Raw genomic sequence first — 13538 nt, forward strand, 5'->3', positions numbered from 1 at the left:
CACAAGTCAATCAACTTCTACCCCTAAGGGGGACATCGTGTTAGACATCCATCGGCCCTGCTGCAAAATTGCTCCTCCCGATCTGCTTGCCCTGCTTGCGGTCAATGGCAAGCAGCCCGAGCGAGAGGCCGCTGTCCGCGCGCTGGCTACGTCGGCCGCCATCCGCTCTCAGCGTGCTGTCATGGGCCGTTTCAGCCGCCAACTAAACCTGAACATCGCACAGATCGCCGGCTTCGGCGTCACCCCGGACCGCCGGCAAACTGTTTATGACAACCAAAGAATGGGCCGATCTTTCCTTCCCGGAGTCCGGGCACGGGGATGGGGAGAACCGCCAGTCCAGGATGAAGCGGTGAACCAGGCTTACACAGGTAGCGCGACAACATATGAGTTTTACCGGGATGTCCTCAAACGGGATTCCTTGAACGGCGCTGGGATGGAGCTCGTGTCCACTGTCCACTACGGTGTGGCTTTCGATAATGCTTTCTGGGACGGCTCGCAGATGGTTTACGGTGACGGCAGTGGCCGGATCTTCCAGGTTGGCGGGCTAACGCGCTCCTTGGATGTCATCGCCCACGAGCTCACCCACGGAGTTACGGAATTTACCGCCGGACTTGTGTATAGCAAGCAGTCCGGAGCCTTGAATGAACACTTTTCGGATGTGTTCGGCTCACTGGTCAAGCAATACAGCCTCAAAGAGACAGCCGACGAAGCGGACTGGCTTATCGGCGAGGGGATCTTGGTCCCCACTCTTGGCAAGGCTCTACGTTCGATGAGCAACCCGGGCACGTCACACTCGGGCGACCGACAGCCAAAGCACATGGACCATTATGTGGACCTACCCGATGACAACGATCCGCGCAACGACAACGGAGGTGTGCACATCAACTCCGGTATCCCCAACCACGCCTTTTATCTGGCGGCCACCGAGCTGGGTGGCTACGCTTGGGATGTCGCCGGAAAGATCTGGTACGAGGCCCTGACGACACGTCTTCGGCCCAACACACAGTTCGACGAGGCAGCGGCGGCGATAGTGGATGTCGCCGCCACAATGTTCGGCTCTGCCGAGGAAAAGGTCGTCAAGAAGGCATGGAAGGAGGTCGGGGTTCTCACGTGAAACTGATAGTCCGCAGGGGCGGCGGTATCGCAGGTATCGTGGCCCGGACTGAACTCGATGCAGCCGCCTTGCCGCGGCAGGACGCTGACGAGTTCGCAGCCAAATTCGATCAGGCCGGATTGAAAAATCTGGAAGAATCCCGCTCCACCCGGGGGATGCCGGATGCCCAGCTCTACGACATCTCCTGGGAAGAATCCGGCCAGCAACGCAGCCTTCACTTCACTGAGGAGTCGCTTCCTGAGGGCGTCCGCCAACTACTAGGATGGGTTGACGGCCGCGCCGAACGAGTTGAGTCCATTGAGCTGTAGTCCGTAGTACTGTGGGCATCCCAGAGGCTTCTCCCTTCGTTCGCTTACTCTTCCCGATGCTTCTATCAGCACGGCTAACGTTCCATGAGAAAATGCAGCTCCTCCTCAACCAACGGGTGGAGCCGATGGCTGGCCTTAGATAAAGCAAGCTTGCCCGTGAAGCACAGACTATGGTGCAGATTCCTGGTGCCGGCTCCGCCGTTCTCGGCTCCTGCTCGCTGAAGGTTAGTTCCTTCGTGTTGAACCCGAAGACGAGACCACCGTCGGAGTCGAAGGCACAGGGGACAGCAGAGAACGCGAAGGTTACCGGAGACGAGCCGGAGAAGATCACCGCGTCTTGCCGGGCGGACCAGGACACCAGGAGTAACCGCATCTGGTTACAACAGTAAAAGCGGGGAGCAGCAACTCAGCTTGTTGCCTGACAAAGGCATTTTAGGTACCGGGATTACTGCACCCATAGCGCTTAGTGCCCGGCCACTCGAGCCACAGAGCATCTACCTCAGGCTAGCAGCGGGATACGGAAGATCTGACCTGGAAAGATGAGGTCGGGGTTGTCGATGCGGTCTCGGTTGGCTTGGATTACGTCCTCGACGGTCGTGTTTTGACCCTGTTCGCGAGCGATCTTACTCAGGTTATCGCCTGCCACGACTTCGTAGAGCTTGAAGCCTTCCAAAGCCGTAAACAGCGTGACTGGAACGAGGTTCAGGTCTGTCCCTGGGGGATGAATACCGGAAGCATCGTCGCCGAAGACCTGAAGCGTCATAGGGGCTGCACGGGCAGTGTAACCGCCGATCGAGACCTGGTGGCCGAAGTCTTTGATGACTCCCATGGAACCGGCGCCCTGGATGTTTCCCTGCGCAACGCCTTGACCGTTCCTGTCCAACAGCCGCCATAGGACGGTCGCTTCGAATCCGGTGCCGAAACCGGCAATCGTAAATTCTCGCCCTATGACGTCATTCGGCGTCGGCTGGCGCACTTCAATGAGTAGCGGGGCCATTCCTACCTCCTTATGAGATCAGTTTTGCAAGAACCATCCTTGCTGTGTGTACAGGAAGACTTCACCATCCCACCCGTTACTGCCGCGTTATATGCTATGCGGTGGTGTGTAGTTACATAAGCAGGCCCGCGATTTGCCCGACCGGCAGTCTCAGCCATACGGGCCCCATGGATCCGGTCGCCTGGTTTCTCGAATGACAGACGAGCCAGCTGTCCTCATCACGTCAGGAGAAGCTTCGAACATTTTTTGCCTGGCTCCCCCGTTCTTCACCGGCAAACTAAGGGCGTGTACTTCCATGGCGTAAGGTCAACGGCCTGCTTAAAGACGAGGCCAGTAACGCAGCCGTAACGCCCCCCATGATCCGCTACAACCATGCGACAGGTACTTCAACGCTTTCTCCCTAAGTTGCATCTACCCTCCGTGGCCGGCAACAACAGGGATCTTCCCGGTCGTGACGGCCGGCTCCCGGTGATTTACGTCCGAGGTTTTGCTGGTACCGGTGGCGCGATCAACAGCGCTGTTGATGATCCTTTCTACGGTTTCAGCCAGGGTTCCGTCCATGTCCGTGCGGACAGCGACGGAAGGGCACAGTTCCACCAGTTCGAATCACCGATGCTGCGCCTGGTGACAGATCATAAGTACGAGGTGCTGGTCCATGGGGATCAATGGACTTTTCTCAACAGCGCCACCGCCGGCTCGGTGAGCGCGGCATCGATATGGATACACCGTTTCTACGATGACTCAGCTGATACCTTTGCGGAGAATCCAGAGCGCTTCTCCTTCGAGGACGCGGCTCGCGACCTGTTCAACCTGATCAAGCTGGTGTTGGAAAAGACAGGCGCGCCAAGGGTCTTCCTCGTCGCCCATTCCATGGGGGGACTCATTTGTCGCTCGCTCCTGCAACGTGTGATACCGGAAAGCCTCGCGGACGAAAACGGGAGAATAGACCCAGCTGCCGGTCTTAAGTACGTGGCCAGGGTGTTCACTTACGCCACGCCACACGGCGGAATCCGTTTCGATGTAGGTTTCGGATTGCTGGAGCGGGTCCGTGACGCAACGGGCTTCCAAGGGGCAGACATCTTCGGGCCTGACCGTATGTATGAATACCTCACCCCGCCGTTGCTTAGGAAGGTAAAGACGCGGAGTGAATTCAAAGGGACGGAGATGCCGGAGGATGGGTTCCCGGTTGACGAATTGTTCTGCTTGATCGGGTCAAACCCGGAAGATTATGACGTCGCACTCGGTCTGTCCTCGAAAGCCGTGGGCGCTAGAAGCGACGGGCTGGTACAAATCGATAACGCAGCAGTCCGGGGAGCGCCGCTTGCAGTGGTGCACCGCAGCCACAGCGGACGCTACGGCATCGTCAACTCGGAAGAGGGTTACCAGAATCTTCAGCGTTTCCTCTTCGGCGATCTAAAAATTGAGGCGGAACTGATCGGCTTTACGGTCGGCAGAGCCGCGCCGCCCCAGGTTGAGTTCCAACTCGACGTTGGCTTGGCCATACGGGGGCTCCCGGTCTTAGTCCACGAACAAAGCGCCGCCCACTTTTGTCCGGTCCAGGTCGAGCACTGGAAAGAGGGAGACCCCATCGATTCGCCCGTCCCGTTGCTAACAACATTCCTCTCGTCTAAAGCGCCACGACCCCGCGTCGGAGGCAGGGAAGTGCCGCGGCTGCGTCATGCCCTCAAACTGAGGCTGATGTCCATCAGGGAGAAAGAGGGACATTTCTTCTTTGACGATCACCTGGAGCAGACCGAGGACTGGCAAGACACCCTCCTCGTTGACATAGAACCTCCGTCTGCAGGCCGTCCCCTACCGAAAGCCTGGGCTGCCTGGAACAGCACTATCCCGACCGCCCTTCGAGACTGGAATCCGAAGCATGTAGATCAGCTGAAGGACACCGACCCCACTCCATATCGCTGGCAAGGACACATCGGAGTCCCCGACTTCGCAAAAGACCTCCTTGGAAAAAAGGCAGGCATACGCCTCACCGTCACCCCCAGATCACTGTCACAGTAAAAGCACCTGCAACAAGATATAGCTTCGGACACTCTGGACCGATAGCCTCCCCCAGCCCAGTAATGCCAGCGCCTTCATCGCCGTGCCGAGGCCGCCAAGACCCCGACTGGGGCGGCTAAAACGCGCCAACCCGCGCTACTTCCTCTGCCTAATGACAGAGCATTCCAATTTGGCCACTCCGCCTGGGACTGTCCGATAAACGGTGTGTAAGCTCCGGCCGGTTTTCACTTTTGAGTGGTTCTTTCGAACCGGCCGGCGAAGGTACGCGAACGCGTTTAGCGCAGGCTTCCACCTCATCACCCAGCGTGCCCTATCGCCGCCGGTGGGATCAAGGGACCTGGTGACGAGATACAGGCATTTCAGGGCAGCGGTTTCGTTAGGAAAGTGCCCGCGGGCCCTCACCGCCCTTCGGTAGCGTGCGTTGATCGACTCGATCGCGTTCGTCGTGCAGTCACCCGCCGGATCTCCACGTCGTACTCCAGGAACGACACGAAATCAGCCCAGGAGGACTCCCAGAGCCGCACGATCGCCGGATATCGCTGGCCCCACTCAGCCGTGAACTCGGCGAACCGGTCCTTCGCCGCTTGCTCGGACGGCGCCGTGTAAACCGGCTTGAGCGCCTTAACGATACCGTCGCGGTGCTGGCGTCCGGCCAGAAGCGGGCACCCTCGCCCCGTCGCCGGCCCAGACGCCCAGAATCTCCCGCTCCCCATTAGTGGTGACCCCCATAACCACGTAGAACGGGGTGTTGCGCACCTGCCCGTCACGGACCTTGACCACGACCGCATCAACGAACAACACCGGATAGAGCGGATCCAAAGGCCGGGCCGACCATTCAGCCAGTTCCCCGGCGACCTTCTCCGTGATGCGGCTGATCGTGTCCTTGGAAACCTTGGCCCCATAGACCTCCTCGAAATGCGCAGCGGTTTCCCCGGTGGTCAACCCCCGGGCGGACAAAGAGAGCACGATCTGATCAATCCCGTCCAGACGCCGTTTCCGCTTGGGCACGATCACCGGCTCGAACGAGCCGTCTCGATCACGGGGGCACCTCAATCTCGACCGGCCGACCTCGGTCAACACGGTCTTTGACCTGGTGCCGTTCCGCATGTTAGCGCCGACCGGCGTCTGGCCATGCTCGTGCCCGAGGTGCTCGGTGAGTTCCGCTTCCAGCGCGGTCTCCAGCACGTTCCTCGTGAGCTGGTTCAGCAACCCGCCCGGGCCTACCAGGCTCACGCCCTGCTCCTTGGCCTGCGCGAGCAACCGCTCCGCAAGCTCCTTCTGATCGATGATCTCTCCCGTCACAGGATCGATCATCACCCCTGTCATCTCGGTCGTGGACTCTGACACGGCCGTCTCCTTTCGGATCAGGCCGGACCCCACACGCCGTTATTCCAGACAGTCCCCTCCGCCTCCCCTGTCCTCGCTTGTTATGACCATGGGTAAGGGGTAGTCGAAGTCAGCCCGGCTCGTTCCTCTGTGGGAGGGCCGGGGAGGGCTTGTGTACGTCCGGTTGAAATTAGTTCCGTGTCTCTCCACAGGTGTATTGGCGTACGCCTGATCGGCGATCAAGTGGAGGGTGTAGAAGAGCCAAGCGCGGCACGCACTCCTTGTCCAGCATCGAAGCTCACCACTGGATGTCAGACAGATCCTCGAGTGGTGGCCGGTCCCCAATCGTTTCGGGGACCGTGAACGTGTCAGCGTCACGCAACTTGTCCGCGAAGTTCAGGCTTGTGCGTTCCTGGATTTCGGTGATGGCGACTTGGAAGACACGGAATTCATCAAGTTCCAGCGCTTCGATCTGGTTGAGATTCTGGGTCAACAGGAAGGCCCTGCTCTTTAGCTGCCCCTGTTCAAGGAAAGCGATAATCTTCCAGTACTCGCGCGGTATAGGTGTTCCCCGGTAGGCGCGGTCATCGTCCTGGAAAACCGGTCCGCCGAACGCGCTGACTCTCAGGTCGTCTACGTCTACGTCAGCAAATACGGCGTCCTCAATCCGTCCCCAGACGCCGTTCTTGCTGCTTTGGTTGAAGTCGTCCATTTGAGGGGTGATATTGGTGAAGTAGAACGAGTCCCGGTTTGCGCGGTCGGCCTCGGCCAGAGGGCCCCAGACTAGATCGGCTCGTCGGGCAAGATGCCCGCGGTCCAGGCGGTTGCCGCGGTAGAGCTCGTCACCGGTCTGGAAGATGCCGGGGATACGGGGATCCTTGATGAAGTCGATGCCGTTCCGGCTGAGTTTTTTTAGGCTGGCGCCGTCGATGTTCCACGCTACCCAACGGGCGAACCGCCTCGACTTGCTGAGGGAAAGCGAAAAGTGAGTGTACGGGATTGCCTCGGAGCCGTTGATGCGGACTGCGTCGGGATCCAGCGCCGCGGTGAGTGTCGGCAGGTCTATGTGATGGGCGAGAAAGTCTGTGGAGAAGCCTTTGGGCACATCCTCGGCCGCCTCTTCAGGTACGGGGGGTTGCAGGGTGATTTCCAACTTTTCGAACACTGATTGGGGTAGGCAGGCCAACGCGTGCTCGTCTGGGCTGTTCCCTGCTTCCCCGCCGAAATGGAGGCCGGCAAGGACATGTGTGATCTCGCCCGTGCGGGTTTTGAACATCCATGCCGCCCCAGAATCTCCTCCGCGGCTAATCTCCCCATCGACCGGAGGATGCTCCGGGTCCGGGGCAATCTCGAAGCCGCCGATGGCATGAGTCCCTGCCGCGCCGTAGTTGAGTTTGGCGATCACGTCCACACGGCGCACGATTCCGTGGGTTACACCTGTTGTGCGGCCGCTTTTGACCACCTTGTCACCTATTTCCGGTTCGCCCAGGCCATCCGGAGTCACGTCGAGATCATGGATTGCCGTGGTGAACTTACGACCTTCGATGGTTGCTACAGCGCAGTCTCCGGCGACTCCCAGATGAGAGCGGCTCAGCCGGCCGAGCCTGTTGGTCTCAACCCGGTTATCGTCGTGCGGGCCCGGTTGGACGATTGTGTCACCGAGTACGCCGGTGGGTCCGTGCAGCACATGCCAGTTGCTGAGAATCAGCGGTGTCCCGTCGCGTCTGTCGTACACGATGCAACCGATGGTGCCTGCGCTGACCCGGATGTGACCGACGCTGACTCCAGGCATAACGGGGTCTAGGCGGACTTTTGCCATCGGCGCCTCGGCTTCTGGCACCGCTCTGAACGAAGGACGGTAGGTACGTTCAATGACATCGGTGGGTACGGGGACCCCCTCGACGACGATCGCCTCCGGAATCAGAGCGGTGTTAAGGGATTCCAAGGCCTCAGGTTCTGCCTTCTGGTCGACGGTGAATTGGATGGAAATCTCTCCTGTCGGTTCGCCGTCAACAATCTTTCGACCCACACCAATTGATGAGATGTTGGGGTCCTCGAGAAAGCCGGAGCCTTGGGTCCTGATGAATTGTCGCAGCGAAGCCAACAGTTGCTCGTCATCGGGCTCTGTTTGTTCTGTAGATCGGCTCGTGGTGTTCATATTGTTGCCTTCCCATCTGGTTCTTTCCGGACTGATATTTGCTGTTTTCTTGTCCCCTGTTGACCTAGCGTGAAAAGTCACTCACTTGGTGGCTGGGCGAAAATGAGGATCGTGTTGGCTGGGATAGTAATTTCCGCCGAGGCCGGCAGTCCGTGCATCGGTGTCGGGTACGCAATGGTTCTTCCGTGGTTGCCCTGGACCCACGGGTTGGGGAAATGATCGTAGTAATCGCTGTTGAAGAGTTCCTGCCACTGACCTGTCGCAGGAAACCCGAGAGAGTAGGCGGTGTGGGTTGATTCGGACAGGCTGATTACAATTACAAGGTCCCGTCCCTGCCCCGGAACCCACCTGTGGAATGCAAGCACCCGGTTTAGGGTATCCACGTGATACGAGTTCGTTGCGCCCCCGCGAAGAGCCGGCTGGCTCCGCCGCAACGAGATGAGGTCTTTGGTGCAGCGATGGAAGTCGGCCCGGGTCGGGTCGGTGACCATTGCCGCCCAATCGATAAAGCGGTCCGCCCTGGTGGGGTTGTCGGACCAGAGCCGGTCCTCCAAAAACTCCTGCCCCATAAACAGCATCGGGACCCCGGGGGCGGTGAGGAGTATTCCCGTGACTACCCGCGAGCGGCTGCGCGCGTACCAGGATCGTGAATCCGTGGCATCTGCCAGCAAAGGGATGCGCGGCCAGCGGTGGTCCCCGTCCCCGTCCAGGACCAGGTCATGGTTCTCAAGACAGTTGTACATCCTTGTTGGCGGTGTGTTCTGAGGATTTTGTCCCAGGGCATGGTGAAGCGGCACGAGGTCCACCTGAGCGTCAGCTCCTGCCCTCGCCTCAGCCAGAGCACCGCGCACGGTGTTCCGTATCCCGTCGGCGTAGCTCAGGTCAAACCCCATGCCGTGGGGCGGTTGCCGGATGGCATGCTCCCGTGGGTTGTTCCAGTACTCTGCGATGAGCACGGCTGATGGTTTGAGGAAGTGAAGAGTCTGCGTCATGTCCTGGCACAGCGACCAGCCGCCATAATTTTCGATGACGCTGACCTCGTCAAAACGCAGCCCGTCGGCGTGATACTCCTGCAGAAACATGGAGGCATTGTCGATGAGGAACTGCCGGACCTCGGGGCGGTCAAAGGCGAAGACCCTTCCCCCGGCATAACCCGTGCCGGAGAAATAGAGGTTGTTCTGATTATTCGGCGAAGCGGGGAAGTCAAAGTGGTCGATGCTTTGGCCGTCGAATCCTCCGCCGGCATGGTTGTAGACGACGTCTGGAATGACTGCAATCCCGTACAGGTGGCAGACATCAATGAAGGCCTTCAGCTGCTCGACCTGGCCACCCACATCGTCCGGGCCGAGAGGCGGAAACCCCTTTTTTGCCAGAAGTGCGTTCAGCCGTGCCAAGTATGGCGCGATGTCCGCCGGGCCGATGCAGTAGTCCATCTCCGGAGAATAGATATCGGTCCCGTTGTAGCCTAGGCTCCATTCTCCTTGGAACTCCACCAAGGGCAACGGTTGAATGGCGGTAACCCCGAGGTCCGCCAAGTATTCAATGCGTTCCAGTGCATCCAGGAACTTCGCCACCCGGTAGGGGCGGATGTCACGGCCGGCTTGGTCCAGTGCGGAAAAGACTCCTACATGGAATTGGTAGACGATCAGGTCGTTGATCACTGGGGTCCTGTAATCACGATCATGCCAGGGGTAACTGTCCACTGCTCTGACAATGCTGTCGCACCGTGGCGGATACTCAAAGAGCTCCAGCTCTCGCGCCCGGGGATCCCGCCTCAAACCGCGTCCTCCCGGTCCTGCCAGGTAAAACCGATATCTCGTACCGTCCAGAACTCCGGGAAAGAACCCGGTCCAGTGCCCGGTTTCCACGACCTTTACCAGTTCGTCCTCGGCGCGGGGCGTGTAGTCGTCCGCCCCGCCCATCGACACGTAGACGTGTTGGGCTCCAGGGGCCCATACTCGGAACGTGGCACCATCAGCTGTAAGCCGACCGCCCATTGGCGTGGTGTTAGAAATGTGCTCCTGCGACGCGGCCATCAACAACTCCCAACATATGGACAGGCACACAGCGATGCCGTTGTGATGCTGACCCTTAAGGTTCTGTTCCTCTCCTTAGGAAGAACCAAATCCGGCGGGCCATCCCCAGTTCGAGATGTGCGCGGGGTATCCGGGATCGACTGTTCCGGGACCGGTGTCGCCTCTACTTATCCGCACGTACTGGTTTCCCTTGAAGAAGTAACACCTCGACCCTGAGTACAGAGCGGCGTCAATCCCGTTAGCTCCAAATCCGGCGGGCCATCCCCAGTTCGAGATGTGCGCGGGGTATCCGGGATCGACTGTTCCGGGGCCGGTGTCGCCTCTACTTATCCGCACGTACTGGTTTCCCTTGAAGAAGTAACACCTCGACCCTGAGTACAGAGCGGCGTCAATCCCGTTAGCTCCAAATCCGGCGGGCCATCCCCAGTTCGAGATGTGCGCGGGGTATCCGGGATCGACTGTTCCGGGACCGGTGTCGCCTCTACTTACCCGCACATACTGGTTTCCCTTGAAGAAGTAACACCTCGACCCTGAGTACAGAGCGGCGTCAATCCCGTTAGCTCCAAACCCGGCGGGCCATCCCCAGTTCGAGATGTGCGCGGGGTATCCGGGATCGACTGTTCCGGGGCCGGTGTCGCCTCTGCTTAACCGCACGTACTGGTTTCCCTTGAAGAAGTAGCACCTCGACCCTGAAAACAATGCTGCATCGATGCTCATCACATTCTCCTCTTTACTCTGACGGTCGGGCTCCAAAACTTTGGGAGGTATCACGGACGCCTCTAACCCTGAAGTAGACCTCCCGAAGCGTTACTACTGCGTTACCGCCGGCGTAGCCGAGGGCCTGCGGTTTTGCCGTTCGCGTCCTGGGCTGCCGATTGCCTCAGCCAGTAACGCTGCCGTAACGGCTGCACTTTAGGTTGCTGTCTGTACGAAGAACATGCTTACCGCCGCCTTGCCGGACGCGGGCAAAAGGAAGGAACAGGACATGGCTGTCTCGGGAAGTTGGACACTGCACTACAGCTGGGGCTGCACGGGTTCGTACGGCCAGCTCAACGTCACGTTCAATGCCAACGGAACATTCTCCGGAGGTTTGGCGGGCAAGTGGGTCCAGCAGGACGGCACGCTGCTACTGGGTTTTGATGGGGGGCCCGCGAAGTACGGAGGCACGCTAAACGGACACGTGGGGTCAGGAGCTATGTCAACGTTCACTGGAAGCAACGGGTGCTGGTACCTGACCAAAGCAGGCACAAGCGGGATCGCGGCAGAAGAAGCTCAAGAAGAACAGCAGCAGGAATTCGACGCTGCTGGCTCCCAAACCTAATAACAAGAGTGTGCGGTTCTCCGCACCGCAGAACCGCACACCCAAACTCTGCCCGCTGCCGACCTTATGGTGCGGCGTCTCTCTGCTGGGCTCGGATACCCGGCCGGGCCAAAAGCCGGTTCTGTAACACATGGAACTCCGTAGCTGTCTCTTGGCGTTCCATGGGATGCTGAACCGGCAACTCCATCATCCGGCCAGCGACTTTAGCAAGGTCCTACCACAGTTGGAGCTCCGCCGGTGTCAGACCGAAGTCCAGAAGCGGGTCCTGACTCGTATTCATGCTGCCCTACTCACTTTCTACGGTAGGCGCGGTGGCTTCAGGGCCGCGGCGAGTGTATTGGTGGCCGGGCAACGGCGTTCCCCCGCGTTACAGACCCCGAACCGGGTTGGGTAGGCGGGCTTGGTCCGTGCGCACTCTGAAAATGCGCACAGACCAAGAGGCGCTACTGAATGTCGTCGTCGGGGGGCGGTAGTTGGTAGCTCAGGTCCTCGCTCACAGACTCGACCCCGTCAACGGTTTCCAGTTCCGGACGGCTGTCGTTGGGAACAGACCCAGTGATGAATCCGCTCTCCAGCACCTGCTCTACCTCCATGCCCCGCAAGCGCAGTGCCTCGGCGACCTCACCTATGGCGGACAGGTGCTCGGAATCGACCGTCACATTAATATTTACCATTGCCTCAAGCTACTCTCACCGTTGTTGTAGGCAAAGACCTACTGCGGTGCGATGACCAGGCCGGAGCCGACGTCCACGGACGGTGCAGTCAGCCTGTCGCTTTCCTGGACCAGCACGGACCAAAGCTCCCGTCCGCGGAAGCCAGTGGCGTGCGCCCACAGGGCCGCTACACCTGCGACATGAGGAGTGGCCATGCTCGTGCCGCTTATGCTGTTGTATCGGGTAGGCATAGGCCAGGACGAATAGACTTGCCAGCCCGGGCCGGCGATATCGACTTGCCCCCCCCTGACAGCCAGGCTACGGGCAGAGAAGAACGTCACGTCCAGTTGATGATCGAGGGCGCCAACGGCCATGATGAATGGGCTGTTCGCGGGCGCGCCAACGAAACCGAAATTGCTCTGGAGACGGCGCGCGTTGTTCCCGGCGGCGGCGATGATCAAAGATCCCGCATCCAGTGCACGCTTACCTGCGGCCACGTAGGGCGGGTGAACCTGCGGGACGTTGGCTCCCAGGGACATGGAAATAATCGCGCACTTGTTGGAAACCGCCCAATCTATACCGGCCAAGATTCCGGCATCGCTGCCTGAGCCCGCGTTGCTGAGTACCTTGCCAGAGAAAATGTCCGCTTCGTAGGCGACACCGTAACGGGGTCCCATGGACTGGGTCTTGGGGCCGCAGGAGGTTCCGATGCAATGGGTGCCGTGCCCATGTCCGTCCTGGGGAGACTCCCCCTGAATGAACGAACGAGTCGTGATGTTGCGGCCAGCAAAGTCCGGGTGGTTCGCGTCGAAACCGGTATCCAGGACGGCAACCTTAACCCCCCGCCCCGAATACTGAGACGAGTTGGCTTGCACCGCCTGCAGCCCCCACGTAAATTGCTTCGTGTCTTGGAAGATCGGCACCGTCGGGGCTGCCGCAAGCTCCGTGCCGCTGCCCTGTCCGTTTCCTGTGAAGAGATGAGTATCCAGATGTGTCACGGCATCGCGGAAGCCTCTCACGTACTCGCTGGGGGCCGATGTCAGGACGTGGTGGACCAATTCCGGAGACACAGACAATACCGCCCCCTGTACTCCCTGCGATGTCTGTAGGGACCCGATTTGCTCCGGCTCCGCCGAAACGACCGCAATGCCGAGGGAGCTAAAGAACGTAGCATCCGCACTGCTGGTCTCCGATACATCCACCTCACGATCTCCGAAATCACGCGAGTCCGCGACGTTGGACAGTCCCACTGATTCCAGTACTGACGAAGGATTGCTTTCGTCCTGGGCAAAGACCACCACAAACCGGCCAGTCGTCTCCGCCCCAGAATAATCAGCGTTCGGTGGGACACCAGGCGGGTTATTGAAAATTGAAGTTGAATCCGGGCCAATCATGTCGATTCTCCTTTGGTATTGCATGGCACACCGCCCCAAATAAGTTTTCGTGCAGCAGTGTTGCATCTACAGTGAACGGCCTGCGTTATTGGCGCGTTACTGCGCCCGTTACCGGCCCAGATGCTGTTGAGCGGGCGAAATGAATCCATCGGTTTCCCCGCCGCAGGTACCCTTAAACCGCCGAAGTGGACCGGCATGCATTGTCCGGCTTG

At 59.4% G+C, this 13538-nt stretch carries 10 protein-coding genes and 2 pseudogenes; 4 read left to right on the forward strand and 8 right to left on the reverse strand.

What is annotated here, in order from left to right:
* Window positions 1-37 precede the first annotated feature (37 nt).
* Both DXK94_RS07880 and DXK94_RS07885 read left to right on the forward strand, forming a co-directional pair.
* A complete protein-coding gene (locus DXK94_RS07880) occupies window positions 38-1114 on the forward strand; it encodes a M4 family metallopeptidase (protein WP_220272962.1) in 1077 nt (358 codons plus the stop codon).
* Window positions 1111-1422 carry a protealysin inhibitor emfourin gene (locus DXK94_RS07885; RefSeq protein ID WP_115524551.1) on the forward strand — a complete coding sequence of 104 codons (312 nt, stop codon included), beginning with the start codon at window positions 1111-1113 and terminating at the stop codon, window positions 1420-1422. Before DXK94_RS07880 ends, DXK94_RS07885 begins: the two co-directional genes overlap by 4 nt.
* Before the next feature lie 499 nt (window positions 1423-1921).
* On the opposite strand, the gene DXK94_RS07895 is transcribed toward DXK94_RS07885, so the two are convergent.
* A complete protein-coding gene (locus DXK94_RS07895; RefSeq protein WP_115524553.1) occupies window positions 1922-2419 on the reverse strand; it encodes a Gmad2 immunoglobulin-like domain-containing protein in 498 nt (165 codons plus the stop codon).
* A 420-nt stretch (window positions 2420-2839) separates the two neighbouring features.
* Here DXK94_RS07895 and DXK94_RS07900 point away from each other — a divergent pair, with 420 nt between their 5' ends.
* Window positions 2840-4438 (forward strand): hypothetical protein, encoded by a 1599-nt coding sequence (locus DXK94_RS07900; protein ID WP_220272963.1) that lies wholly within the window; start codon window positions 2840-2842, stop codon window positions 4436-4438.
* A gap of 224 nt (window positions 4439-4662) precedes the next feature.
* Here DXK94_RS07900 and DXK94_RS07905 read toward each other — a convergent pair.
* The 5 genes and pseudogenes from DXK94_RS07905 to DXK94_RS07920 all read right to left on the reverse strand — a co-directional run bounded on the left by DXK94_RS07905 (window position 4663) and on the right by DXK94_RS07920 (window position 10675).
* Window positions 4663-5752, reverse strand: a pseudogene (locus DXK94_RS07905) (transposase).
* Window positions 5753-6062: 310 nt separating this feature from the next.
* Window positions 6063-7922, reverse strand: a complete 1860-nt coding sequence (locus DXK94_RS21630) for a DNA/RNA non-specific endonuclease (RefSeq protein ID WP_115524555.1) — start codon at window positions 7920-7922, stop codon at window positions 6063-6065.
* Between the two features lie 77 nt (window positions 7923-7999).
* Complete coding sequence (locus DXK94_RS07915; protein WP_258868483.1) at window positions 8000-9583, reverse strand: alpha amylase C-terminal domain-containing protein; 1584 nt, start codon at window positions 9581-9583, stop codon at window positions 8000-8002.
* Window positions 9584-9697: 114 nt separating this feature from the next.
* Window positions 9698-9958: pseudogene (locus DXK94_RS21920) on the reverse strand (hypothetical protein); the annotation flags it as partial.
* Between the two features lie 75 nt (window positions 9959-10033).
* Complete coding sequence (locus tag DXK94_RS07920; protein WP_115524556.1) at window positions 10034-10675, reverse strand: hemopexin repeat-containing protein; 642 nt, start codon at window positions 10673-10675, stop codon at window positions 10034-10036.
* Window positions 10676-10943: 268 nt separating this feature from the next.
* Here DXK94_RS07920 and DXK94_RS07925 point away from each other — a divergent pair, with 268 nt between their 5' ends.
* Window positions 10944-11279, forward strand: a complete 336-nt coding sequence (locus DXK94_RS07925) for a hypothetical protein (RefSeq protein ID WP_181884773.1) — start codon at window positions 10944-10946, stop codon at window positions 11277-11279.
* 443 nt (window positions 11280-11722) lie between these two features.
* On the opposite strand, the gene DXK94_RS07930 is transcribed toward DXK94_RS07925, so the two are convergent.
* Window positions 11723-11953, reverse strand: coding sequence for a ketohydroxyglutarate aldolase (locus DXK94_RS07930; RefSeq protein WP_115524558.1), 231 nt, complete (start codon window positions 11951-11953; stop codon window positions 11723-11725).
* 38 nt (window positions 11954-11991) lie between these two features.
* Window positions 11992-13326, reverse strand: coding sequence for a S8 family serine peptidase (locus tag DXK94_RS07935; RefSeq protein ID WP_115524559.1), 1335 nt, complete (start codon window positions 13324-13326; stop codon window positions 11992-11994).
* Window positions 13327-13538: the final 212 nt, after the last annotated feature.

Origin of the sequence: Arthrobacter sp. RT-1 (assembly GCF_003367205.1) — a bacterium.
GTDB lineage: Bacteria > Actinomycetota > Actinomycetes > Actinomycetales > Micrococcaceae > Arthrobacter.